Annotated in this window: 18 protein-coding genes; all 18 read left to right on the top strand. The window is 67.6% G+C overall.

Annotation, left to right across the window (positions count from 1 at the left end; all coding sequences use genetic code 11):
* The first annotated feature begins 17 nt into the window (after positions 1-17).
* The 18 genes from pncA to AC1DXX_RS22650 all read left to right on the top strand — a co-directional run bounded on the left by pncA (position 18) and on the right by AC1DXX_RS22650 (position 25,309).
* Positions 18-743: a bifunctional nicotinamidase/pyrazinamidase gene (gene pncA / locus AC1DXX_RS22735; RefSeq protein WP_478136480.1), complete on the top strand. Its 726-nt coding sequence runs from the start codon at positions 18-20 to the stop codon at positions 741-743.
* 44 nt (positions 744-787) lie between these two features.
* Positions 788-1,948, top strand: a complete 1,161-nt coding sequence (locus AC1DXX_RS22730; protein ID WP_478136479.1) for an ABC transporter substrate-binding protein — start codon at positions 788-790, stop codon at positions 1,946-1,948.
* On the top strand, positions 1,926-2,435 hold the full coding sequence (locus tag AC1DXX_RS22725; RefSeq protein WP_478136478.1) for a (2Fe-2S)-binding protein: 510 nt from the start codon (positions 1,926-1,928) through the stop codon (positions 2,433-2,435). The genes AC1DXX_RS22730 and AC1DXX_RS22725 overlap by 23 nt, the downstream gene beginning before the upstream one ends.
* A complete protein-coding gene (locus tag AC1DXX_RS22720) occupies positions 2,432-6,193 on the top strand; it encodes a molybdopterin cofactor-binding domain-containing protein (protein WP_478136477.1) in 3,762 nt (1,253 codons plus the stop codon). Before AC1DXX_RS22725 ends, AC1DXX_RS22720 begins: the two co-directional genes overlap by 4 nt.
* A gap of 74 nt (positions 6,194-6,267) precedes the next feature.
* Positions 6,268-7,464 (top strand): fumarylacetoacetate hydrolase family protein, encoded by a 1,197-nt coding sequence (locus AC1DXX_RS22715; RefSeq protein WP_478136476.1) that lies wholly within the window; start codon positions 6,268-6,270, stop codon positions 7,462-7,464.
* 141 nt (positions 7,465-7,605) lie between these two features.
* Positions 7,606-8,703, top strand: coding sequence for a type VI secretion system protein TssA (gene tssA / locus AC1DXX_RS22710; RefSeq protein WP_478136475.1), 1,098 nt, complete (start codon positions 7,606-7,608; stop codon positions 8,701-8,703).
* A gap of 76 nt (positions 8,704-8,779) precedes the next feature.
* Entirely contained in the window at positions 8,780-9,355 is a 576-nt protein-coding gene (gene tssB / locus AC1DXX_RS22705) for a type VI secretion system contractile sheath small subunit (protein ID WP_478136474.1), read from the top strand.
* A 42-nt stretch (positions 9,356-9,397) separates the two neighbouring features.
* Positions 9,398-10,906, top strand: a complete 1,509-nt coding sequence (gene tssC / locus AC1DXX_RS22700; protein ID WP_478136473.1) for a type VI secretion system contractile sheath large subunit — start codon at positions 9,398-9,400, stop codon at positions 10,904-10,906.
* 47 nt (positions 10,907-10,953) lie between these two features.
* Entirely contained in the window at positions 10,954-11,436 is a 483-nt protein-coding gene (locus tag AC1DXX_RS22695) for an Hcp family type VI secretion system effector (protein ID WP_478136472.1), read from the top strand.
* 124 nt (positions 11,437-11,560) lie between these two features.
* Positions 11,561-12,433, top strand: coding sequence for a type VI secretion system accessory protein TagJ (locus AC1DXX_RS22690; RefSeq protein ID WP_478136471.1), 873 nt, complete (start codon positions 11,561-11,563; stop codon positions 12,431-12,433).
* Positions 12,434-12,471: 38 nt separating this feature from the next.
* Positions 12,472-12,999 carry a type VI secretion system baseplate subunit TssE gene (tssE, locus tag AC1DXX_RS22685; RefSeq protein WP_478136490.1) on the top strand — a complete coding sequence of 176 codons (528 nt, stop codon included), beginning with the start codon at positions 12,472-12,474 and terminating at the stop codon, positions 12,997-12,999.
* Positions 12,999-14,870, top strand: coding sequence for a type VI secretion system baseplate subunit TssF (tssF, locus tag AC1DXX_RS22680; protein ID WP_478136470.1), 1,872 nt, complete (start codon positions 12,999-13,001; stop codon positions 14,868-14,870). The genes tssE and tssF overlap by 1 nt, the downstream gene beginning before the upstream one ends.
* Entirely contained in the window at positions 14,867-16,057 is a 1,191-nt protein-coding gene (tssG, locus tag AC1DXX_RS22675; RefSeq protein ID WP_478136469.1) for a type VI secretion system baseplate subunit TssG, read from the top strand. The genes tssF and tssG overlap by 4 nt, the downstream gene beginning before the upstream one ends.
* Entirely contained in the window at positions 16,054-18,759 is a 2,706-nt protein-coding gene (gene tssH / locus AC1DXX_RS22670; protein WP_478136468.1) for a type VI secretion system ATPase TssH, read from the top strand. The genes tssG and tssH overlap by 4 nt, the downstream gene beginning before the upstream one ends.
* Positions 18,760-18,779: 20 nt before the next feature.
* Positions 18,780-21,158, top strand: coding sequence for a type VI secretion system Vgr family protein (locus AC1DXX_RS22665; RefSeq protein WP_478136467.1), 2,379 nt, complete (start codon positions 18,780-18,782; stop codon positions 21,156-21,158).
* Positions 21,155-21,631, top strand: a complete 477-nt coding sequence (locus AC1DXX_RS22660) for a hypothetical protein (RefSeq protein WP_478136466.1) — start codon at positions 21,155-21,157, stop codon at positions 21,629-21,631. Before AC1DXX_RS22665 ends, AC1DXX_RS22660 begins: the two co-directional genes overlap by 4 nt.
* Positions 21,632-21,644: 13 nt before the next feature.
* Positions 21,645-24,263, top strand: a complete 2,619-nt coding sequence (locus AC1DXX_RS22655) for a DUF2169 family type VI secretion system accessory protein (RefSeq protein ID WP_478136465.1) — start codon at positions 21,645-21,647, stop codon at positions 24,261-24,263.
* Positions 24,260-25,309 carry a pentapeptide repeat-containing protein gene (locus tag AC1DXX_RS22650; protein WP_478136464.1) on the top strand — a complete coding sequence of 350 codons (1,050 nt, stop codon included), beginning with the start codon at positions 24,260-24,262 and terminating at the stop codon, positions 25,307-25,309. The genes AC1DXX_RS22655 and AC1DXX_RS22650 overlap by 4 nt, the downstream gene beginning before the upstream one ends.
* The last annotated feature ends 33 nt before the right edge of the window (positions 25,310-25,342 follow it).

Raw genomic sequence — 25,342 nt, 5'->3', positions numbered from 1 at the left:
CCACCGGAGTCCAYGCCATGCATCGCAGAACCGTCCTGAAATCCGCCGCTGCCCTCGGGTTTGCGGGCAGCCTCGGCAGCTTTGGCCTCTCCGCCTTCGCGGCCGGCAAGATCAAGCCCGGCAGCAAGGCCGCGCTGATCGTCGTCGACGTGCAGAACTGCTTCCTCGACGGCGGCACGCTCGCGGTGAAGGGCGGCAACGAGGTGATTCCGGTGATCAATGCACTGGCACCGGCGTTCGAGAACATCGTCGTCACGCAGGACTGGCACACGGCGGGCCACGCGTCCTTCGCCAGCACCTACTCGGGCAAGAAGCCCTTCGAGACGACCAAGCTCAGCTACGGCACGCAGGTGCTGTGGCCGGACCATTGCGTGCAGGGCACGGAAGACGCCGCGCTCGGCAAGGAGCTCAAGGTGCCGACCGCGCAGCTCGTCATCCGCAAGGGCTTCCACAAGGAAATGGACAGCTACTCGGCTTTCGAGGAAGCCGACCACAAGACCGCGACGGGCCTGGCCGGCTACCTCAAGGCGCGCGGCATCAAGACGGTGTTCGTCACCGGGCTGGCCACCGACTTCTGCGTGGCCTGGACCGCGATGGATGCGCGCAAGGCCGGCTTCGAGGCCTATGTGATCGAGGACGCGACGCGCGGCATCGACCTCAACGGCTCGCTGGCCGCCGCCTGGAAGCAGATGAATGCCAAGGGCGTCAAGCGCATCCAGTCCACCGACATCCAGGGCTCCTGAACGCATCTCTTCCCCAACGACGACAACTCCGAGATTCACGACGCATGAAGCTTTCGATTTCAAGGCGCGCCATGGTGGCGGGCGGCGCAGCCCTGGCCCTGGGCCCTGGCCTTTTGCGTTCGGCACGCGCGGACAACGGCGTGACCGACACCACCATCCGCATCGGCCAGTCGGCCGTGCTCAGCGGCCCGGCCAAGGACTTCGGCGTCGATTACCGCGCGGGCATCAAGCTCTACTTCGACCGCGTCAACAAGTCGGGTGGCGTCAACGGCCGCAAGATCGAGCTCGTCACGTATGACGATGCCTACGATCCCGCGAAGACGGCTGCCAACACGGCGAAGCTGATCGACGAGGACAAGGTCTTCGCGCTCACCGGCTTCGTCGCCACCGGCAATCTCGCAGCCGCCATGCCGCTCGCGGAGAAGGCGGGCGTGCCGATGTTCGCGCCGCTGGTGGGCACCACCTCGTTCCGAACCAAGGTCAACCGCATCCTTTTCCATGTGCGTGCCGGCTACGACCTCGAGCTGCGCAAGATCATCAGCCACCTCTCGACCATCGGCATCTCGTCGATCGCCGTGGTGTTCCAGGACAGCCCCTTCGGCAAGTCGAACCTCGCCACTTGCGAGCAGCTCGCGGCCGAGTACAAGGTGCAGGTGGTGAAGACGCTGCCGCTGGCCATCACCGCCGAGGATGCGAAGCAGGTCGCCACCGGCCTCGCCGAAGCGAAGCCGGGCGCGGTCGTGATGATCATGGCCGGCCGCATGGTCGAAACCTTCATCCGCGACTACCGCGCGAACGGCGTGGGCGCGCCGCTGTACACGCTGTCGGTGGGCATCACCGATGCGGCCGGCTCCGCCAAGCGGCTCGACGGCAAGCTCGCGGGGCTGGTCACGGCCAGCATCGTGCCGCCGCCGCAGGCGCAGCGCGTGCCCATCGTGGCCGACTACCAGCGCGACCGCGCGGAGTTCGGCGAGAAGATCGACAGCTACACCGCGCTCGAGGGCTACATCGTCGCGCGCGTGATGGTCGAAGGCCTGCGCCGCGCTGGCAAGACGCTCACGCGCGACAGCTTCATCGCCGGGCTCGAAAGCATCGGCAGCACGCGCTTCGGCGATTTCCCGATCGACTACAGCGCGAAGAACCACAACGGCTCGACCTTCGTGGACCTGGAGATGTACACCCGTGACGGCCAGTTGCGGCGCTGAGCCGCTGCACCTGCAGGTCAACGGCCAGGCCTGTTCGTTGTCGGGCGTTTCACGCGAGGCTTCGCTGCTGCATCTGCTGCGCAACGACCTGGGCCTCAACGGGCCCAAGTACGGCTGCGGCCTGGGACAGTGCGGCGCGTGCACGGTGCATGTCGACGGCGTGGCGGCGCGTTCCTGCGTGATTCCCGCGCACGGCGTGGCGGGCCGCGCCATCACCACGCTCGAAGGCCTCGGCACGCGCGGCCGCTGGCATCCGGTGCAGGCGGCCTTTGAAGACGCGCAGGCCGCGCAGTGCGGCTACTGCCTCAACGGCATGGTGATGCAGGCGGCGGCGCTGCTCGCGCGCGATCCGCAGGCGAGCGAGGCGCGCATCCGCGCCGAGCTTTCGGGCAACCTGTGCCGCTGCGGAACGCACATTGAAATTCTCGACGCCGTGCAGCGTGCCGCCGCGCGCATGAGCGCAACATCGCAAGACAAGGCCGCATGACGCGTCGCGCCGATCTGCCGCAGACCCGCGCGGCGTTTCTCGCTGCCGACGGCGTGTTGCTGGTGGTGCGCGAGACGCCGTCCGCGCCGGCGCCTGCGAACGGGCAGCCTGCGCTGATCGCGGGCAACCCCATCGAGGGCGACGAGATCCTGCTCGCGGTCTGGGACGACGGCAGCGCCTCGGCGCTCAACGGGCACGTCGATCTCGGCACCGGCATCCAGACCGCACTCGCGCAGATCGTGGCCGAAGAGCTCGACCTCGGCATGCCCTGCGTGCGCATGATGCTGGGCGACACTGCGCGTGCGCCCAACCAGGGTGCGACGATCGCGAGCGCCTCGATCCAGCTCCACGCGCAGCCCCTGAGGCTGGCCGCCGCACAGGCGCGCGCATGGCTGCTGGCGCGTGCGGCCGAGCGGCTGGGCGTTGCGGCCGAAGCGCTGCAGGTGCGCAACGGCGTGGTGCGCATTGCCGAGGCACCGGACCGCCACGTCAGCTACGCGGACCTCGTGGCCGGCCAGCGCACGGTGCTGCGGCTCGATGCGGCCGCACAACCCAAGGACCCGGCCGACTACCGCATCGTCGGCACCCGCCAGGCGCGCGTCGACATTCCCGCGAAGCTCGCGGGCGAGCTGGTGTTCGTGCACGACATGCGCGTGCCGGGCATGCTGCACGGCCGCGTGGTGCGCCCGCCCTATGCGGGCGCAGACCACGGCGAGTTCATCGGCAACACGCTCGAGTCGGTGGACGAATCGTCGATCGCGCACATCCCCGGCATCCGTGCCGTGGTCGTGATCCGCGACTTCGTCGGCATCGTGGCCGAGCGGGAAGAGCACGCGGAGCAGGCGCTGCGCGAGTTGCGCGTGACGTGGAAGCCCTGGCCCGGCATGCCCGACCTGGGCGACCTCGCACAGGCCCTGCGCGACAACCCGTCGACGCAGCGCTTGCTGGTCGACGAAGGCGATGTCGATGGCGCGATGGCCGCAGCCGCACAGCCGATGCAGCGCACCTATGTGTGGCCGTACCAGATGCATGCGTCCATCGGTCCGTCGTGCGCGCTGGCCGAATGGCAGCCGGCCGACGGCACCGGCATGCAGCTGCGTTGTTGGGCGGGCTCGCAGAACCCGCATGTGCTGCGCGCCGACCTGGCGAAGCTCATGGGCGTGGACGACGTGCAGGTCGACGTGGTCCGCATGGAGGCCGCGGGTTGCTACGGCCGCAACGGCGCCGACGACGTGGCGGCCGATGCGGCCCTGCTCGCGCGCGCCGTGGGCATGCCGGTGCGCGTGCAGCTCACGCGCGAGCAGGAACATGCGTGGGAGCCCAAGGGCGCCGCGCAGCTCATGGAGATCGATGGCGGGCTGATGGCCGACGGCCGCGTCGCCGCCTACGACTTCGAGACCTCGTACCCGTCGAACGGCGCGCCGACGCTGGCGCTGCTGCTCACGCGCACCATCGAGCCGGCCGCGCAGGCCTTCGAGATGGGCGACCGCACGGCGCGCCCGCCCTACGGCTACGACAACCTGCGCGTGAAGGTCAACGACATGGCGCCGATCGTGCGCGCCTCGTGGCTGCGCGGCGTGTCGGCGCTGCCGAGCTCGTTCGCACACGAGTCGTACATCGACGAGCTGGCGACCGCGGCGGGTGTCGATCCGGTGCAGTTCCGCCTGCGCCACCTGAACGATCCGCGCGCGGTCGAACTGGTGCAGGCCACCGCGCAGAAGGCCGGCTGGCGCATGCGCACGGGGCCGCAGGAGAACGCCGATGGCGGGCTGGGCGAGGGCGGCGACATCCTCTTCGGCCAGGGCTTCGCCTATGCGCGCTACATCCACAGCAAGTGGCCCGGCTTCGGCGCCGCGTGGGCTGCGTGGGTGGCCGATGTGGAGGTGAACCGCAAGACCGGCGAGGTGCACGTGCGCCGCGTGGTGGTGGGGCATGACGCGGGCTTGATGGTCAATCCCGCGGGTGTCGAGCACCAGGTGCACGGCAACGTGATCCAGACCACGAGCCGCGCGCTCATGGAGCAGGTGCAGTTCGCGCCGCAGCAGGGCGCCGCGGCCGGTGGTGCCCGGTTGCCCGGCGTGCTGCCGGCCGGCGTGGTCGCGAGCCGCGAGTGGGGCGGCTACCCGATCATCAACTTCCGCGACGTGCCGGTGATCGAAGTGATGCACATGCCGCGGCCGGGCGAGCCGTCGCTGGGCGCGGGCGAGTCGTCCTCGGTACCGGGGACCGCGGCGATCGCGAATGCGATCTTCGATGCGACGGGGGTGCGGTTCCGGTCGCCGCCGTTCACGCCGGAGACGGTGCTGGCCGAACTGAATCGGGAGTTTCTCCCTCCCCCTCTGGGGGAGGGCGGGGGTGGGGGCGAGCGGCGCTCGAGTGGTGACGCCGCCGTGCCCCCATCCCAACCTTCCCCCAAAAGGGGAAGGAGCAAGACGGATGCGCCGTGGCCCCAGCGCAAGAGCGTCTGGGCCACCGGCGCAGCGCTCTTCATCGGCGGCATCGGCCTCATCGCCGGCCTGCTCGGCTGGCGCTCCGCCATTGCCCCGGTCTCGCTCAGCGCGCCGGTCTACAGCGAGTCCACCATCGAACGCGGCCGCGTGCTCGCCGCGCTCGGCGATTGCGCGGTGTGCCATACGGCGCCCGGCGGCGCGCCCAATGCGGGCGGCCGCGCGATGGACACGCCCTTCGGCACGCTCTACACCACCAACCTCACGCCCGATGACTACACCGGCCTTGGCCGCTGGTCCTTCAGTGCCTTCCAGCGTGCGATGCGCGAGGGTGTTTCGCGTGACGGCCATTACCTGTATCCCGCGTTCCCGTACACCGCGTTCGCGAAGACCAGCGACGACGACCTGCAGGCGCTCTATGCGTACTTCATGTCGATGCCCGCGGTGCGCGCGGAAACGCCGAAGTCCGCGCTCAAGTTCCCGTTCAGCATGCGGCCGCTGATGGCCGGCTGGAATGCGCTGTTCCACGATCCCGCACCGTTGCAGCCGGCGGCCACGCAAAGCGCCGAATGGAACCGCGGCGCCTACCTCGTCAACGGCCTGGGCCATTGCGGCGCCTGCCACACGCCGCGCAATGCGCTGGGCGCGGAGCAGGGCGGCAGCGCCTTTCTTTCGGGCGCGATGGTCGATGGCTGGGAGGCGCCTGCGCTCACCGGCCTTTCGAAATCCGCGGTGCCGTGGGATGCCGACGAGCTGTACCGCTACCTGCGCAGCGGTCACACGCAGCGCCACGGCATCGCAGGCGGGCCGATGGCCGAGGTGGTGCGCGAACTCGGCCAGGTGTCCGATGCCGACGTGCGTGCGATGGCGACCTACCTCGGTTCGTTCAACCCGACGCCGGCTGCAGCACCGCAAGCCGTCGCGCAGCAGGTGGTCGACGCTGCATCGCGCACGCAAGGCCAGCTGCTCGGCCCCGCGCAGCGCATGTTCGACAGCGCGTGCGCGTCATGCCATCACGACGGCAACGGCCCCACGCTGCTCGGCGTGAACACGCCGCTCGCACTCAACGGCAACCTCACGAGCGCACGGCCCGACAACCTGCTGCGCACCATCCTCGACGGCGTGCGCGATCCCGCGAGCCGCGACATCGGCTTCATGCCGGCCTTCCGCGAGGCACTCGACGACCGGCAGATCGCCGAGCTCGCTGGCTACATGCGTGCGCGCTTCGCGCCGCAGGAGCCTGCGTGGACGGACCTGCCCGCACAGGTGGCGCGGGTTCGGGCGGCAAAGGCGCACGGCGCAGGGCACTGAGCGCACCTCCGACGTACGATGCAGCGTCGCGCATTCGCGCACTGCATCGCACCCTACCGGAGACACACAGCGCCATGTCCTTGAACCTCTCGACTTCCAACAGCCTTCCCCGCGACGCCGAGCGCGCCACCCTGGTCGGCCGCCTCTGGCAACCCGGCGTGGGCCCGGTGCTGGTGGCCGTGCACGAAGGCGGCCTGCACGACCTGTCGAAGCTCGCGCCGACCATGAGCGACCTGCTCGAAGGCAGGAACCCGCCGGCCGAGGCTGTGCGTGGTGCCCTGCAAAGCGGCCAGGCCCCGCGCATCGCTGCGCTCGAGGCCGTCCTCGCGAACAGCGACGAGAGCGACGAGACCGCGCGCGACGTCGGCAAGCCCTGGCTGCTCGCCCCCTGCGACCTGCAGGTCATCAAGGCCAGCGGCGTGACCTTCGTGGCAAGCCTCCTCGAACGCGTGATCGAAGAGCAGGCGCGCGGCGACGCCTCGAAGGCCGAGGCCACGCGCGCCGCCATCGGCAGCGTGCTCGGCGACAACCTCGCGGACATCGTGCCCGGCTCGCCCGAGGCGGCGAAGGTCAAGGAGGTGCTGCTCGCGCAGGGCGTGTGGTCGCAGTACCTCGAGGTCGGCATCGGGCCCGATGCCGAGATCTTCACCAAGGCGCCCGTGCTCGCCGCCGTGGGCACAGGCGCCGACGTCGGCATTCATTCGGGCTCGGTCTGGAACAACCCCGAGCCCGAGGTCGTGCTCGCGGTCAACAGCCGCGGCGAGACGCTCGGCGCCGCGCTCGGCAACGACGTCAACCTGCGCGACTTCGAAGGCCGCAGCGCGCTGCTGCTCGGCAAGGCCAAGGACAACAACGCCTCCTGCGCCATCGGTCCGTTCATCCRCTTGTTCGATGCGCATTTCGGCATCGCCGATGTGCGCCGCATCACGGTGGCGCTCGAGGTGACCGGGCCCGAAGGCTTCAGGCTCGAAGGCTCCAGCTCGTTGTCGAAGATCAGCCGCGATCCGCTCGACCTCGTGTCGCAGGCGGTCGGTGCGCACCATGACTACCCCGACGGCTTCATGTTGTTTCTCGGCACGATGTTCGCGCCGACACAAGACCGTCACGGGCCTGGGCAAGGATTCACCCACGTCGTCGGCGACCGCGTGTGCATCGCCGCACCGGAACTCGGCGCGCTGTTCAATCGCGTGGTTCATGCCGACCAGGCACCGCGGTGGACTTTCGGCTTAAGTGCGCTGATGCGCAATCTTGGTGGGCGTGGCTTGCTGTAAGCGTTCCGTTTGACGTCTGAAAGGAGATGTACTCCTTTGGGATTCATCGCCTGTGCGTTGCGTCCTGTTGATGTTGACCGTAACTCTTGTTCCCCTCAAGATAAACATTGTTGAGAACGGTTTATCCAAAGGGGGGCGCGGTTGTTGCCGAGTGAGATCGATCTATTGCAGTCGCCTGTAGCAGGCCCGCTTCCGTGCGGAGAAGATCTGGAATACGACCCCGATTTCATGGCGTTGCAACAAGCGACGACAGGCAAGCGGGAGCAGCAGTTCGGCTCGACGATCATTCCGGCCGAACCGCCCGACTGGGCCCGTGTGGAACGCATTGCCAGGCAGCTGTGCGAACGCACGCGCGACCTGCGGGTGCTGGTTCCATTGACCCTGGCATGGACCGAAACGCGAGGCTTGCCCGGCTATGCCGACGGGCTTCGGCTGGTCGATGCCGTGCTGCAGAAATTCTGGGACGACGTGCATCCGCATGTCGCGGGCGATGGCTTCGAAGATCCGCTGCCGCGCATGAATGCGCTGGCTGCATTGGCCGAAGCCGAAGGGCTCGGACGCAGCGTGCGCGATGCGCGCCTGCTCGACGACGGAGGTTCGTCGGTGAGCCTTCGGCAGGTCGAGGCATTGCTCGATTCGAGCAAGACCGATCAGATCGATTACCCGGGCGGCATCGGCCGGCTGCGGGAGGCGGCGCGCCGCGCACAGGAGAAGGCGGCGCCGCCGGTGGTGGCCTTGCGCGAGGCGCTGGCGTTGCTGCAGCGCATTCGCGAGACCTCCGAACGCGCACTGGGACAGAGCTGGGCGCCCGATTTTTCGCGGCTCGAACGGTCGCTTCGCACCGTGGTCCAGTTGCTGCCGGAGCAGGTGCAGCCCGATCCGCCGGACGGCATTCGGCCCGAAAGCGGTGCGCATGCGGATGGCGTTGCGCAGCCCGCTGCTTCGAGCGCGCAGGGCACGGCTGCCGGTGCTGCGAATGGCAGTGCGGGCTTGCGCGCGGCGGGTATTAAAGAGATTGAAATATCGAGTCGTGATGATGTGCAGGTGTTGTTGGAAAAGGCTTGCCAGTACATGGAGCGCACGGAGCCCAGTCATCCGGCGCCCATGCTGATCCGCAGAGCGCAAAGGCTCCTGGACCTCAACTTCTTCCAGATCATCGAAGAGCTCGTGCCCGAGGGATTGCAAAAGATAGAGAGCCTGGCCGGGCGGCCGTTGAACAGCGGCGCGTCCTCGGAGTAGGCGGCCGTCGCCGCAGATGCCGAAGGCTTGCAGACAGCCGGGTCCGATCCACGCATTCAGTTTCAAGAGGAAGCTTATGGCAGACAACCGTGTCAGAAACAGTGGTCAGAAATTCATCGCGCGGAACCGGGCGCCGCGCGTGCAGATCGAGTACGACGTCGAGATCTACGGCAGCGAACRCAAGATCCAGCTGCCCTTCGTGATGGGCGTGATCGCCGACCTCGCGGGCAAGCAGGTCGACCCGATGCCCGATCTCGCGGATCGCGACTTCATGGCCGTGGACATCGACAACTTCGACGACCGCATGAAGTCGATCAAGCCGCGCGTGGCCTTCCAGGTGCCCAACACGCTCACGGGCGAAGGCCAGATGAATGTCGACATCACCTTCGACAGCATGGACGACTTCTCGCCCGCGCGCATCGCAAGCCAGGTAGGTGCGCTGCAGCAGCTGCTGGCGGCCCGCACGGAGCTCTCGAACCTGCTCTCCTACATGGACGGCAAGAACGGCGCCGAGCAGCTGATTGCGCAGGCGCTGCAGAACCCGGCCCTCCTCAAGTCGCTGGCCTCCGCGCCCAACCCCGCGGTGATCAAGGCGGTGGAAGCCGCGAATGAAAAGTCGGGCACCACGGCGCCCGGCACCTCTTCCGAGTAAGCGCGAGCAGCCGCAGCAAAGCAAGCCGACAGGATCTCCATCATGAGCACCGCACCCAAACAGACAGCGCGCGCGCAGACCACCACGGTCGAAGCGCTCGAGCCGAACGAGTTCTCCGACCTTCTGCAGCGCGAGTTCAAGCCCAAGACAGACCAGGCGCGCGAGGCGGTGCAGAACGCCGTCAAGACGCTCGCCGTGCAGGCGCTCGAAAGCACCGTCACCATCTCGAACGACGCCTACCGCACGGTGCAGGGCATCATCACCGAGATCGACCGCAAGCTCTCGGAGCAGATCAACCAGATCCTGCACCACGAAGACTTCCAGCAGCTCGAAGGCGCATGGCGCGGCCTGCACTACCTCGTCAACAACACCGAGACCGACGAGCAGCTCAAGATCCGCGTGATGTGCGCGTCCAAGCGCGAAGTGGCGCGCTCGCTCAAGCGCCACAAGGGCATCGGCTGGGACCAGAGCCCGCTGTTCAAGAAGATCTACGAGGCCGAGTACGGCCAGTTCGGCGGCGAGCCCTTCGGCGCGCTGATCGGCGATTTCCATTTCGACCACAGCCCGCCCGATGTCGAGATGCTGGGCGAGATGGCCAAGATCGCCGCCGCCGCGCACTGCCCCTTCATTGCCGGCGCATCGCCCACCGTGATGCAGATGGACTCGTGGCAGGAACTGTCGAACCCGCGCGACCTGACCAAGATCTTCCAGAACACCGAGCACACCGCCTGGCGTTCCTTGCGCGAATCGGAAGACGCGCGCTACATCGGCCTGGCCATGCCGCGCTTCCTGGCGCGCCTGCCCTACGGCGCGCGCACCAACCCGGTCGACGAGTTCGAGTTCGAGGAAGAGACCGACTCGGCGCAGCACACGCGCTACACCTGGGCCAACTCGGCCTATGCGATGGGCGTGAACATCAACCGCTCGTTCAAGCAGTACGGCTGGTGCACCTCCATCCGCGGCGTGGAATCGGGCGGCGCGGTCGAGAACCTGCCCACCCAKACCTTCCCGACCGACGACGGCGGCGTGGACATGAAGTGCCCGACCGAGATCGCGATCAGCGACCGGCGCGAAGCCGAGCTTGCCAAGAACGGCTTCATGCCGCTCGTGCACCGCAAGAACTCCGACTTCGCGGCCTTCATCGGCGCGCAGTCGCTGCAGTCGCCGGCCGAGTACTACGACGCCGACGCCACGGCCAATGCCAACCTGGCGGCGCGCCTGCCGTACCTGTTCGCATGCTGCCGGTTCGCGCACTACCTGAAGTGCATCGTGCGCGACAAGATCGGTTCGTTCCGCGAGCGCGAGGACATGGAGCGCTGGCTCAACGACTGGATCATGAACTACGTGGACGGCAGCCCCGGCACGTCGTCCCAGGACACGAAGGCGATGAAGCCGCTGGCGGCGGCGGAAGTCCAGGTGGAAGCCATCGAGGACAACCCCGGCTACTACGCCGCCAAGTTTTTTCTCCGGCCGCACTATCAGCTCGAAGGGCTGACGGTGTCGTTGCGGCTGGTTTCGAAGCTGCCATCCAACAAGAAGGACAGCAGCTAATTCAACGGTGCTCCACGAGGGGCGCACATAACTTTTGGGGGTTAATCATGGCAGTAGACATGTTCATGCGCGTCGAGGGCGCGAACGGCGAATCCAAGGACKCGAACCACAAGGACTGGACGGATATCAAGTCGTTTGCCTGGGGAGCGACGCAGCCTGGAAACATGGTCAGCGGCGGTGGCGGCGGYGTGGGCAAGGCGAGCTTCAACGACCTGCAGGTGCTGGCGCGYATCGACAAGGCGGCACCGTCSGTCATGAAGAACTGCGCRAGCGGCAAGCACCTGGGCAAGGTCGAGGTGTCGGTGTGCAAGGCSGGGGGCTCGCAGATCGAATACACGCGCGTCACGCTCGAGGAAGTGCTGGTCACCTCGGTGCAGTACACSGCCGAGCAGGGTTCGGACGCGGTGTTCGTGCAGTTCGCCTTCCAGGCSGCCAAGGTGAAGCAGCAGTACTGGGAACAGACCGACAAGGGCGGCAAGGGCSCCGAGASCGTGCTGGCCTGGAACATCAAGGAAAACAGGGAATCCTGATTCCCTCTCGTCATGCCGGGGCAGGTCGTGCGAGCGATTCGCGTGCCGATGAAAAGCCTGCCCTTCGGCCGAGGATCATCACCAGAACGACATGTCGTCGTGCGCGAGTCAATGAGGAAGCTTCATGGGCGATGGGTTTGCAGTGCTGGGCGAGCGCTCCGTGGCCGAGCACACCGAATGGGTGCAGCGGCAGATCCGCGCCAGTCCCCAGAATGCCGGCCTGCGGCTCGCCCTGTGCCACTTCCTCGCGCTGCGCGGCGAATGGCAGCGGGCTGAAGACCAGCTCAAGCTGGCCGCCAGGATCGATCCCTCCTTCGCGCCTGCCAGTGCCACCTGCGCGATGGCGCTGGCCGCCGAGCGCCATCGCACCGAATTCTGGAACGGCGGCCGTGCCCCGGCGATCGTTGCCGGCCAGGCCGGCTGGGTCGACGGGCTGATTGCCGCGGCGGCGCTGCCGTTCGAGCAGGCCTCCGAAGCGGCCGGGTTGCGCGAGGCCGCGCGAGAGGCCGCGCCCGCGCTGCACGGCACGCTGAGCTGCGTCGACCGGTCGGACGCGCGCGCCGTGCAGGCCATCGACGGCGAGCCGGTGGAAACCCATGCGTTCGCCTGGCTCTGCGACGGCGATGCGCGCCTCGGTGCCGTGCTGGAACTGCTCACGCCTTCGGGCTATGCATGGCTGCCGCTGCACGCGGTGCGCCGTCTCAAGCTTCAACGTCCGCAGCACCTGGTCGACCTGCTGTGGGCACCGGCCGAGATCGTGCTGCGCGATGGCCGCGGACTCAACGGCCTGATACCGGTCCGCTATCCCGGCGCGCTCGATGCGCTCGATGCGCTCGACGACGAAACCATGCTCGGCCGCCGCACCGACTGGCTGGCGCTGGCCGGCGAGGCGCAGTACGCCGGCGTCGGCCAGCGCACGCTGATCAGCGAAGCCGGCGACCACTCGCTGCTCGATGTGCGGCTCGTCGAATTCGCGGCGGAGGAAGCCGCACCGTGAGCACCACGCTGCCTGTGCCGCACGGGAGCCGCCTGGCCATGGACATCGATGGCGACCCGCAGGAAAGCGTGGCGCGCGACCGCCTGCAGCCCGTGCTGCTCGACCGCCTGACCGACAAGCAGCCGCAGAGCCGGCAGGAGCGCGCGGGCAGCTTCCTCATGAGCGGCAAGCTGCTGCGCGACTCGGTGCTGCGCGACCTGCAGTGGCTGCTCAACACCACCAACTTCGGCGCGGACCACGACATCAACACCATGCCGCGCGCGCGGCGCTCGGTCGTCAACTACGGCGTGCGCGGCTGGGCCGGCGGACGCATGTCGGAGGTCGACTTCGCGGACGTCGAGGCTGCCATCCGCGCCTCGATCATCGACTTCGAGCCGCGCATCATGAAGGACAGCATCGACGTGCGCTGCGTGACCGACGCGACCGACCTCGAGCACCACAACCTGCTTGCGCTCGAGATCCGCGGCACCTTGTGGTCGGTGCCTTACCCCATCGAATTCATCCTGCGCTCCGAGCTCGACCTTGAAAGCGGCCACATGATCCTGCGGCCGACGGGGGGGCTCTGATGGACGCGCGCCTTCTCGACTACTACAACCGCGAGCTCACCTACATGCACGAGCTCGGGGCCGAGTTCGCGCAGCGCTACCCGAAGATCGCGGGCCGGCTCGGCATGCGCGGCATCGAGGTCAGCGATCCGTACGTGGAGCGCCTGCTCGAAGGCTTCAGCTTTCTCACGGCGCGCATCCAGCTCAAGATGGACGCGGAGTTCCCGCGTTTCTCGCAGCGCCTGCTGGAGGTGGTGTACCCCAACTTCCTGGCGCCGCTGCCCGCGATGGCCGTGGTGCAGATCGACGGCAACCTCAACGAAGGATCGCTGAAGGCGGGCTACGAACTGCCGCGCCACACCATCCTGCGCGGCCGCATGATCAAGGGCGAGCAGACCGCCTGCGAGTTCCGCACCGGCCATGCGGTCACGCTGTGGCCCATCAAGATCGCCGAGGCCGGCATCGGGCCGGTGCCCGCGGAAATTGCGCACGCGATGCCGGTCGTGGCGCGCCAGGCCAAGAGCGCGATCACCATCAGGCTCGAAGCGGTGGGCGGCGCCAAGTTTTCCGAGATGCCGCTCGACCGGCTCGAGTTCTTTCTCTCGGGTGCCGAGCTGCATGCATTGCGCGTGCTCGAGCTCGTGGCGCACCACAGCGTCGGCACGGTGTGCCGCAGCGGCCCCGGCACCGCGGCACGGATCGTGCCGCTCGGCGACGAGGCCATCCGCCACGAGGGCTTCGACCCCGACCAGGCGCTGCTGCCCTACGACGCGCGTTCGTTCCAGGGCTACCGGCTGCTGCACGAGTACTTCGCGTTCCCCGACCGCTACCTGTTCTTCAGCGTGAAGAACCTGCGCGCGGCGGCCGCGGCCATGAGCGGCAGCACGATGGACATCGTGATCTTGCTCGACCGCGCCGACGGCGACCTGGAGCGGCTGGTCGATGCGCGGCACTTCTCGCTGTTCTGCACGCCCATCATCAACCTCGTGCCGCGCCGCAGCGACCGCATCCCGGTCGGCCCCGGCCAGCACGAGCACCATGCGGTGATCGACCGCACGCGCCCGCGCGACTTCGAGATCTTCACCGTCGAGCGCGTGACCGGCCACATGGCCAGCGGTTCGGAGGAGCGCGAGTTCCGGCCCTTCCTCGGCTCGTTCGCGGCCGACGACGGCGACTTCGGCGCCTACTTCTCGCTGCGCCGCGAGCCGCGCCTCGTGTCCGACCGTGCGCGGGCGCAGGGCACGCGCACCAGCTACACCGGCAGCGAGGTGTACGTGTCGCTGGTCGACCAGCACGACGCGCCCTTTCCGCACAGCCTGCGGCACATCACGCTCGATGCGCTGTGCACCAACCGCGACCTGCCGCTGCTGCTGCCGACCGGGCTCGAATCGGACTTCACCCTGCGCGTCTCGGCGCCCGTGCGTTCGATCCGCATCCTGCGAGGCCCCTCGCGGCCGTACCCGGCGCTGGCCGAAGGGGCGCTCACCTGGCGGCTCATCAGCCACCTCGGGCTCAACTACCTGAGCCTGACCGATGTCGATGCCGCGCAAGGCGCCGCCGCGCTGCGCGAGATGCTCGATCTCTATGGCAACCTGGCCGACCCTTCGGTGCGCCGCCAGATACAGGGCGTGCGCTCGATGGCGCTGGCGCCGGTGTTCCGCCGCCTGCCGGAGCCCGGGCCGATCGTCTTCGGGCGCGGCGTGGAGATCGCGCTCAAGATCGACGAGGTCGCGTTTTCCGGCGCGAGCCCGTACCTTTTCGGCGCCGTGCTCGAGCAGTTCTTCAGCCGGCACGTGTCGCTCAACGCCTTCACCGAGTTCGCGCTCTCCAGCCTGCAGCGCGGCGAAATCGCGCGGTGGACCCCACGGGTCGGACGCCGCCCCGCCGTATGAGCGCAGCCGGTTTCTCCGACGGGATGCAACAGGCCGTGCCCGCCGAGGGCGAGGACGTGTTCGAGGCGGTCGAGGCCGCGAACGGCGAGAACCCGCAACTGCCCATGCCCACTCGACGCGGCGCGCTCCAGGTCGACCCTGCGCTGTGGGCCGGGCTGGTCGATCAGCCCTTCGAGCACGACCTGTTCATGCTGCTGCGCCGGCTCGATGCACAGGGCGACCACCCCTTGCTGGGCCGCGCGCCGCGCCCGCTGGACGAACCGCTGCGCCTCGGGCAGGAGCCCTCGATGGCCTTCGCGCCGTCGAACGTGTCGGGCGTCGATGTCGACGGCGACGGCCCGCCGCGCATCTCGATCTACGGCTTCGGCCTGTTCGGTCCCAACGGCCCGCTGCCGCTGCACCTGACCGAATACGCGCGCGAACGCAAACGCCATCACAACGACAACACCCTCAGCGCGTTTGCCGACCTGTTCCACCACCGGCTGATCCTGCTGTTCTACCGGGCCTGGGCCGATGCGCAGTCGGTCAACAGCCTGGACCGTCCCGACGGCCATCGCTTCGTCGACTACGTGGCGAGCCTCATGAACATGGGGCAGCCGGGCCTGAAGCGACGCGACCGCATCGCCGACCATGCGCGCACCTTCATGGCCGGCCACCTGGTGCGCCAGACGCGCAACCCCGAGGGCCTGATCCAGATCCTCCGGCTCTACTTCGACGTGCCCGTGCGCGTCGAGGAGTTCGTGAGCGACTGGGTGATGCTCGACGAGCGGCAGGTGAGCCGGCTCGGCCTCTTCGGGCGCAACCACAAGCTGGGCGGTGGCGCGACCATCGGCCTGGCGGTGCGCGACGCTCAATCCAAGTTCCGCCTCGAACTCGGGCCGCTCTCGCAGCAGGAGTTCCGCGAGTTCCTGCCGGGCAGCCGCCGGCTCCAGCAGGTGGTCGACTGGGTGCGCCAGTACGTCGGCATCGAGTTCGCCTGGGAGCTCCGGCTCGTGCTGAAGAAGCAGGAAGCCCGTGGCATGCAACTGAGCAGCGACCAGCGCCTCGGCTGGGGCAGCTGGCTCGGCACGCGCCTTTCGGACACCGATGCCGGCGACATGGTGTTCCAGCCCGAGGCGCTGTCTTCCCGTAACGCGTCGGCAGCAGCAAAAGCACCTGCCGAGTCCGCATCTTCCATGGCTCTATGACCGACATCCGCCGCGTCTCTCTTTTCTCCAAGCTCAACCCGATGCTCTACAAGGCATTGGAGACCGCCACCGCCTTCGCCAAGCTGCGCGGCAATGCCTACGTGGAACTGGTGCACTGGCTGCACCAGATCCTGCAGCTGCAGGACAGCGACATGCTGCGCATCATCAAGCGCGCGGGGCTCAATCTCGATGCGGTGGAGCAGGACCTCGTGCGTGCGCTCGACCGGCTGCCGCACGGCGCCACGTCGATCAGCGACATCTCCGAGCACGTCGACAACGCCGTCGAACGTGCATGGGTGTATGCGAGCCTGCGCTTCGAGGCCACGTCGATCCGCGGCGCCTACCTGCTCGCCGGCATCATCAAGACGCCGGGGCTGCGCCAGGTGCTCTCGGGCATCTCGCGCGAGTTCGACAAGATCGTGCCCGACGTGCTGGTGGCCCAGCTTGCGGCGTGGACCGAGGGATCCCCGGAGGACGACTATGACGTTGTGCCGAGCGTGGGTACGGGCGGCAGCGCGCCCGCTGCGCAGCACCACCAGGGCGATGGCCCGGCGGCCGGTGGCTCGGCACTCGCCAAGTACGCGAGCGACCTGACCGCCAAGGCGCGCGCCGGGGAGCTCGATCCGGTCTACGGCCGCGACGACGAGATCCGCCAGATCATCGATATCCTGATGCGCCGCCGCCAGAACAACCCGCTGCTCACCGGCGAGGCCGGCGTGGGCAAGACGGCGGTGGTCGAAGGCCTGGCCTCGCGGCTTGCCGCGGGCGAAGTGCCGCCTTCGCTCAAGGACGTGTCGCTGTGGGTGCTCGACCCCACGCTGCTGCAGGCCGGCGCGGGCGTGAAGGGCGAGTTCGAGCAGCGGCTCCGGCAGGTGATCGACGAGGTCGAGAAGAGCCCCAGGCCGATCGTGCTGTTCGTCGACGAGGTGCACACGCTGGTCGGTGCGGGCGGTACGGCCGGCACCGGCGATGCGGCCAACCTGCTCAAGCCAGCGCTCGCGCGCGGGCGGCTGCGCACCATCGGCGCGACCACCTGGTCGGAGTACAAGAAGTACATCGAGAAAGACCCGGCGCTCACCCGCCGCTTCCAGACCATCCAGGTGCACGAGCCCACCGAACCCAAGGCCGTGATCATGCTGCGCGGCATTTCGGCCGAACTCGAGAAGCACCACGGCGTGCTGATCCTCGATGCCGCGCTCGAAGCGGCCGTGAGCCTGTCGCACCGCTACATTCCCGCGCGGCAATTGCCCGACAAGGCCGTGAGCCTGCTCGATACGGCCTGCGCGCGCGTCGCGTTGAGCCAGCATGCATTGCCGGCCGCACTGGAAGACCTGCAGCGGCGCATCGAGGTGCTGGGCATCGAGTCCGGCATCGCGGGGCGCGAAGCGGCGATCGGTGTCGGCGAGCACAAGCGCGTCGAGGACATCGCGGCCGAAGTGGCCGCGGCGCAGGCCGAGCTCGACCTGCTGGAGCAGCGGCGCGTGGAAGAGAGCGCATTGGTCGAGCGCATCGTGGCGCTGCGCAAGCTGCTGTCGCCGGCGGCGGTGCCCGTGCAGGCGGAGGAGGAGGGCGACGACGTCGAAGCCCCGCCCGCATCCGAAAGAACACCTGCAGAGATTCGCGCCGAACTCGACGAGGCGCAGGACAAGCTCGTGCAGCTGCAGGGTGAATCGCCGCTCATCCTTGCCGCCGTCGACGCGCAGGCCATCGCCACCGTGGTGGCCGACTGGACCGGCATTCCCATCGGCCGCATGGTGCGCGACGACGCGCAATCGGTGCTGCGGCTCGGCGAGATCCTCTCGGCCCGCGTGGTGGCTCAGCCCGATGCACTGGAGACCATCTCGCGGCGCATCCGCACCGCACGCGCGCGGCTCGACAACCCCAACAAGCCCGTCGGCGTGTTCCTGCTCTGCGGCCCCTCGGGCGTCGGCAAGACAGAGACCGCGCTCGCGCTGTCGGAGGCGCTCTACGGCGGCGAGCAGAACCTCGTCACCATCAACATGAGCGAGTTCCAGGAGTCGCACACCGTCTCCACGCTCAAGGGCGCGCCGCCCGGCTACGTGGGCTACGGCGAAGGCGGCGTGCTGACCGAGGCCGTGCGCCGCAGGCCGTACAGCGTGGTGCTGCTCGACGAGATCGAGAAGGCGCACACCGATGTGCACGAGATCTTCTTCCAGGTCTTCGACAAGGGCTGGATGGAAGACGGTGAAGGCCGGCATATCGATTTCCGCAACACCGTGATCATCATGACCTCCAACGTCGGCACCGACCTGGTCATGCAGCTGTGCGAAGACCCGACCCTGCGCCCTGACCCCGAGCCGCTGGCTGCCGCACTGCGCGAGCCGCTGCTCAAGGTGTTTGCGCCGGCACTGCTGGGGCGGCTGGTTGTAGTGCCTTATTACCCGTTGCAAGCGGATGCATTGCATCGCATCATCAGGCTTCAGCTCGATCGTATTGCCGCTCGCCTCGATGCGAACCATGGCATTACCTTGGACTACAACGACAGCGCCGTCGAGTTGGTGGCGCGCCGGTGTACGGCCATAGAGTCGGGTGGACGGATGATCGATGCGATCCTGACGCACACCATTCTGCCCCGATTGAGCGAGGAAGTCATCGGCGCCACCGTCAGTGCGCGCAAGCTCGCAGCCGTGCAATTGAGTGCGGCCGGCGACGACTTCCACTACGAATTTTCCGAACGCTGAGCGAAGAAAGCGAGTACGCCATGGCACGAGTCATCAAAGCCCATACGCCCCTCGGCGAAGACCAGCTCCTGTTCCGCTCGATGTACGGCACCGAGGGGCTGTCGCAGCTGTTCGAATTCGAGGTCGAGCTGCTGAGCCCGAGCGTGTCGATCGACATGAAATCGGTGCTGGGCAAGCCGCTGACGCTCGAAATCATGACGGCCGGCCAGCCCCGCTTCCTGAACGGACAGATCGTCCGGTTCACGATGATCGGCAAGGAAGGCGRCACGTCGCGCTACATCGTCTACCGCGCCACGGTCCGTCCCTGGCTCTGGTATCTGACGCGCACCAGCGACTGCAAGATCTTCCAGAACAAGTCGGTCGTCGACATCCTCGAAGAGGTGTTCGGCGACTACAGCTTCGCGTTCGAGAAGAAGCTCAGCGGAACCTACCGCCAGTGGGAGTACTGCGTGCAGTACCAGGAGACCGACTTCGCCTTCGTGAGCCGGTTGATGGAGCACGAGGGCATCTACTACTACTTCAAGCACGAAAAGAACCAGCACACGCTGGTGCTCGCCGACGACATGGCCGCGCACGAGACCCTGCCGGTCTATCCGAAGATCAGCTACCTCGCGACCGACCGCGACCCGGACCCGTTCCAGGAGGTGATCGACCAGTGGCAGGTGACCGAGGAAATCCGTCCCGGCACCTACGTGGTGGACGACTACGACTTCAAGAAGTCGAAGGCCGACCTGCTGAGCATGCGCAGCCAGCCGCGCGGAAACGCCCACGACACCTACGAGATCTACGAGTGGCTCGGCGGCTTCAGCGAGGCCGAGCAGGGCGAGCACTACTCGCGCATCCGGCTCGAGGAAGCGCAGTCGCAGGCCGAGCGCGACGTCGGCCATTCCAGCGTGCGCGGCATGGCGCCGGGCTACCGCTTCACCATGCAGAACTGTCCGCGGCAGGACGACAACCGCGAATACCTGATCGTGTCGGTGTCCTACGCGCTGCGCGAAGGCGGCTACGCGAGTGGCGGGGCCGACAGCTCGTACAGCTTCGACTTCGCGGTGCAGCCGACCTCGTACGCGTTCCGTGCGCCGCGCGTGACGCCGATGACCCGCACCAACGGACCGCAGACCGCCACCGTGGTCGGCAAGGCGGGGCAGGAATACTGGGTCGACCAGTACGGCCGCGTCAAGGTGCAGTTCCGCTGGGACCGCTATGGCAAGAACGACGAGAACAGCTCGTGCTGGGTGCGCGTCTCCAGCGCCTGGGCCGGCTCGAACTACGGCGCGGTCAATCATCCGCGCAAGGGCCAGGAGGTGATCGTCGATTTCATCGGTGGCCATCCCGACCGGCCCATCATCATCGGCCGCGTCTACAACTCCGACCAGATGCCGCCGCTGGAGCTGCCCGCGCAGGTGACGGTGAGCGGCTTCGTGAGCCGCAGCCAGGACGGAACACCGGCGAATGCCAACGAGTTCATCCTGGACGATGCGCCGGGCCGGGAGTTGGTGCGCATCCATGCCGAGAAGGATTTCGAGATCGACGTGGAGGCCGACGAGACGGACACCGTCGCAGGAAAGAGAACCACGACGATCGTGGGCGCGGACAACTACACCACCGACACCTCGCTGGACGAGACGATCAACGGACCGCACACCGTGACGGTCAACAAGGGCGGGCCGCAGAAGATCACCGTCAACGGCGGCGACCAGTTCATCAAGGTGGATGGCGGCAACCAGCAGGTCGATGTCATCGGGAATCAGACGATCCATGTCACCGGCAAGCGCACCGAAACGGTCGACACGGGCGAGACCCGCACGATCGGCGACTCGCTGAAGGAGACCGTCAACGGTCCGCAGACCACCACGGTGGTGGGGCTGTACACCGAGAAATCCAACGGCAAGAACGTCTCGGTGCTGGGCAGCGAGCAGTACTACGTGCAGGACAACAGCATGCGCACGGTGGGCGGCACCGAGACCATCGGTTCCGTCGGCAACATGCTCATCACCACCGCCGGAAAGCTGAAGATGCAGAGCGTGAACGCCGACGTGGACATCTACACGCCCACGCAGTTCAACGTCAATGCCAAAACGATCAGCCTGCACTCCGACCACAAGGACGTCAGCTACACGAATTCGCTGCACACGCACGCGGGCAGCACGATCACGACGGAGGCTGAGACTTCGATCACCTCGAAGACGCCGCTCTCGTTTTCCATCACCTACGCGAACTCCTTCACTTTTGCGTCGCTGTCCGAGACCATCAACGCCGTCAGCACCAACATTGGCGGTGCCAGCTTCGACTGGAAGGTGTACAGGCTGTCGAACCAGGCGCTCAACTTCGGTACTGGCGCCAAGATCACGATCGGGCCATTCAAGACCATGATCAAGGGCCTGTTCCTTTGCACATGACCGGCGCCGCATCGCTGTCCCTTTTGATGAAATGGTTGGGTGCGGTCCTGTTCGCGGTGGGCGTGGTGCCGATGGTCGTGCTCGCCGGCGGCATGAGCGTGCGCCAGATGGGGGGGTGCATCGCCCTGATGCTGGTCGGGTCATTCCTCCTGTGCGGTGGATGGGACCTCTTTCAGGCCTCGCGCCGCGAGGCGGCGAGTCACACGCTCGACGGACGGGCGGACGGTGTGATCGTGGCGAGCGAGATGGGCGGAAGCTACAGCGATCGCAGTCCCCTGATCACGTTCACCGTGGCGTTCCGGGATGCGGCCGGCGTCCAGCACAGCGCACGACTGCACAAGGTCGTGCCGCTCAACGAGCTCACCCTGTACGGCATCGGTTGCACGGTCGAAGTCCGCTATGCGTCGGACCGTCCGTCGCAAACCGCCGTGATCTTTCCGGCCGCCGCATCCCGCTCCCCTTCTCCTTCCTGATCGATCATCGCCGTTGAAAATCGTCAAGCCATTCCGACTCAGCCTGCTGACGCGCCCCTACCGCTGGAAGGGCAGCAACCATCTGGGCGTCGCCTCGCTCGCCCTGGTCAGCCTGAAGGCAGACCCGCAGCTGCAACCGGAGCAGGAGCTCTGGCAGATGGTGAGTGAGGTGCTCGACCCTGGCAGCGTGCTGGACCTCGGCATGCCCAAGGCCGAGGCCGAGGTGCTGGCCAGCGGCTTCGCCTATACCTGCCACCAGACCGAGAAGGCGCAGTGCGCAGTGCGCTTGCGGGTGGACACGCTCGAGAAGTCGCTGCTGGTGTCCGGCGACCGCTACTGGCTCGACGGGCGATCGACGGCCCCCTTGCCCTTCGAGCAGATGCCGCTGGATTGGCGGCACGCCTACGGGGGGCCCGGGTTCGCGCAGAACCCGTTGGGCATCGGTGCGCAGGAAGAGGTCGTCAACGGCGTGCGCACGCGCCGGCTGCCCCACCTCGGACAGGCCTCCCATCGACTTGCCGACCGCGAGCAGCGCGACAGCCCGGCGGCGCTTTGCGGCTACCTGCCGGACTGGCCGCAGCGCATGGCGCACATGGGCCGCCAGTACGACAACGCGTGGCTGGAAAACGGCTATCCCGGCTTCGCCGACGACATGGACTGGCGCTTCTTCAATGCGGCGCCGGAGGACCAGCGCTGGCCCGGCCGCAGCGCATTGCCGCCGGGCGCGGCGTACGAACTGTGGAACATGCATCCGCGGATTCCCGTCATGCGAGGCCATCTTCCCGACTGGAACGCGGTCTGCCACGTCAGCTTCTCGGACGATGCCCAGACGCTCAGGGCGGTGCCGCTGCAACTGAGCACCGCCTGGTTCTTCCCCGACCGCGAGCGCGTGATCCTGATCTGGCACGGCTCGACGGCCGTGCGCGAGGACGACGCCGCCGACGTCAAACACATCATGCCGGTGCTCGAGCTGCGGGATGGGCCGCGCCCGCAGGCGCACTACCGCGAGGTTCTTCTCAAGCGGATCGATCCGGAAAAGGCTGCGGTGCATGTGCTGCGCGACAGCGACCTCGTGCCCCGCTCGATCCTCGGGGACTGGCGCCAGATGCAGCTGCCCGACACGATGGCCGAGCCCCTGCCGCGCAACATGCGCGCCGGCCTGTTGCGCGACCGCGAAACACGCCGCGCGGACCTGCTGGCGCGTGGCCTCGACCCCGACCAGTACCTGGAGGCGCCCTGGGAGCCCGAAGCGATTCCGGACTTCGATGACCTGCCCGAGTACCTCGAGCGGGCCGAAGCCTCGGCCGTGGAGACGCGGGATCGGCTCCAGAAGGAGTCTGAGCGCATCGAGGCCGAGCGGAATGCCTTGCCGGAAGGTGCCGCCGGGTCGGCGGCGCGCGCACAGCCAGTGATGCCCGATCCGCAACAGATCCAGCGCGAGATGAAGCCGGGTGACCGCTACGACCAGACGAGCCCGGACAACAGCGAGCCCGAGACCGAAGCCGACGGCACCGACGACGCGGACGCACCGGCGGTGCCCGCCGATCCGTTGATGCGCCTCGGATACCTGCACTCGGCGCATTTCGGCGGCGCGGCGCCCGCAATGCCGAGCTTCCGAAGCGCCAAGCTGCGCCGGCGGCTGTCGGCGGCCGAACCCGGGCAGCGCAGGTTCGCGCACATGAGCCTGATCGGCGCCGACCTGTCCGGCATGGACCTGCGCGGCGCCGATTTCTCGCAGGCCATGCTGACGGACGCGAACCTGGCGGGCGCGCAACTCGACGACTGCAATTTCTCGCAAGCGGTTCTCGCGCGCGCCAACCTCATGGATGCGAGCCTCGCCCGCGCCCGGCTGGACGAGGCCAACATCGGCGGTGCCCGCTTCGAGCGCGTCAACCTCGACGGCGCGAGCCTGCGGGAGGTGCACGCCGACGGTGCGCGGTTCGCCGATTGCCGCATGACCGGCGTGCGCATGGACCAGGTGCAGCTGCACGAGGCGTCGTTCGCGCGCTGCGACTTCCGCGGCTCGCACTGGCACCAGGTGGCCCTGCTGCGGATGGCGCTGGAGGACCTGCACTTCGGCGAGGCCGAGATGCTGCAGGTGGTCTGGATCGAATGCCAGGTGCATCGCGTGTCTTTTGCCGGTGCGCAGCTGACGCGCTGCGGATTCGTGGCGGTCACGTTCGACAGCTCGGTGGATTTTTCCGACGCGACGCTGGACGCCTGCAGCGTGGTGCAGGGCAGCTCTCTGTCCGGTGTGCGGTTCAACAGTGCAAGGTTGAAGCAATGTGGCATGCGCGGCATGCCGCTGGTGGCGGCGGACCTGGGCGGGGCGCGCCTGGAGACCTGCGATTTTTCCGAGTGCGACTTCAGCGACGCGAAGCTGGATGGCCTTTCGGCCGGCGAGAGCCTGTTCGTGCGCGCCGACTTCACGCGCGCCTCCTTGCGCGCCGCCAGCTTCATCGATGCGAACCTGTCGAAGGCGGTGCTCACCCATTGCGATCTGCGCGGTGCGAATCTCTTCCGCACCGATGTCTCGCAGGCCCTCATCGACGGCACCACGCTGCTGGACGGCGCCTACACCCGGCATGCCAAGGTATGGCCGGCGCGCCCCGCGGAAGCACCGGCACCATGACGCGCGACGAATTGCTCGACCATGTGCGGCACGGCGTCCAGATCCGGGGCGTCGAGTGCCGCGGCTGGGACCTTCGCGGCCTCGACCTGTCGGGCGCGCTCTGGGACAACGTCGATTTCACGGGCGCCAGCTTCCAGGGGGCGAACCTCGCGGGCAGCGTGATCTCGCATTGCCGGATGGGCGAATGCGACTTCTCGCGCAGCATTGCCGGAAAGGTGCAGTTCTACCGCTGCCGGCTGGAGCGCGCCGATTTCTCACAGGCCACGCTCGAGGAGGCATCGTTCGTCGAATCGCACCTGCAACAGGCCGACTTGTCCGGCGCCAACCTCGACCGCGCGACCTTCTTCCGCTCGGACCTCACGCAGACCCGGCTCGCCATGCTGCGCATGGACCGGGCCACGGTGGCCGAGTCAAAGCTCGCGCAGATCGATTTCACCGGCGCTGTGCTGAGCTTCGTCACCATGTACAAGCTCGACCTCACGACCGCGGCCTTTGCCGGCATGCAGGCCGACAGCGTGGTGTTCCTGGCGTGCGACCTCACGCGCCAGGTCTTCGCGGGCCTGACGCTGCAGCGATGCCAGTTCACCGACAGCACGCTCGATGGGGCCGACTTCCGCAACGCGACGCTCACGCAGAGCAACTTCAAGGGAGCGTCGCTGCGCAACGCGGACTTCTCGGGTGCGGCGGCAACGCAGACGATCTTTGCCGAAGCCGACCTGGGCGGGGCGAATTGCAGGGGCGCGCGCTTCGAGCAGTCGATCTGGGTCGACGCGAAGCTGCAGGACACCGCGTTCGACGATGCTTTTCTGCCGCTGAGCGTGTTCCATCGCGCTCGCGCGAACAGGGCGCTTTTCCGTCGCGCCGATTTGCAGGATGCCGATTTTTCGTATGCGGACCTCAGCGATGCCGACATGAGCGGCGCGCACTTTTTTCGTACGCGCTTTCATCGAGCCATCCAGCAGGGGACCCGCTTTTCCTCACGCGGTGGCATCATAGAAAACGACCCCGAACTGCACAAGGCGCAAGCCTGGTCCGACTCCGCGTGAGTGGCCAAGCCATGCACAACTGATCAACGCCAA

Source organism: Variovorax sp. P4_B10, assembly GCF_056402375.1.
This window is presented reverse-complemented; position numbering and strand designations above follow the sequence as displayed.

Excerpts from the sequence above, each read along its gene's own strand:
- pncA (WP_478136480.1), top strand. The coding sequence starts at position 18 with ATGCATCGCAGAACCGTCCTGAAATCCGCCGCTGCCCTCGGGTTTGCG.
- AC1DXX_RS22730 (WP_478136479.1), top strand. The coding sequence starts at position 788 with ATGAAGCTTTCGATTTCAAGGCGCGCCATGGTGGCGGGCGGCGCAGCC.
- AC1DXX_RS22720 (WP_478136477.1), top strand. The coding sequence starts at position 2,432 with ATGACGCGTCGCGCCGATCTGCCGCAGACCCGCGCGGCGTTTCTCGCT.
- AC1DXX_RS22690 (WP_478136471.1), top strand. The coding sequence starts at position 11,561 with ATGGGCGATGGGTTTGCAGTGCTGGGCGAGCGCTCCGTGGCCGAGCAC.
- tssE (WP_478136490.1), top strand. The coding sequence starts at position 12,472 with ATGGACATCGATGGCGACCCGCAGGAAAGCGTGGCGCGCGACCGCCTG.
- tssF (WP_478136470.1), top strand. The coding sequence starts at position 12,999 with ATGGACGCGCGCCTTCTCGACTACTACAACCGCGAGCTCACCTACATG.
- tssG (WP_478136469.1), top strand. The coding sequence starts at position 14,867 with ATGAGCGCAGCCGGTTTCTCCGACGGGATGCAACAGGCCGTGCCCGCC.
- tssH (WP_478136468.1), top strand. The coding sequence starts at position 16,054 with ATGACCGACATCCGCCGCGTCTCTCTTTTCTCCAAGCTCAACCCGATG.
- AC1DXX_RS22660 (WP_478136466.1), top strand. The coding sequence starts at position 21,155 with ATGACCGGCGCCGCATCGCTGTCCCTTTTGATGAAATGGTTGGGTGCG.
- AC1DXX_RS22650 (WP_478136464.1), top strand. The coding sequence starts at position 24,260 with ATGACGCGCGACGAATTGCTCGACCATGTGCGGCACGGCGTCCAGATC.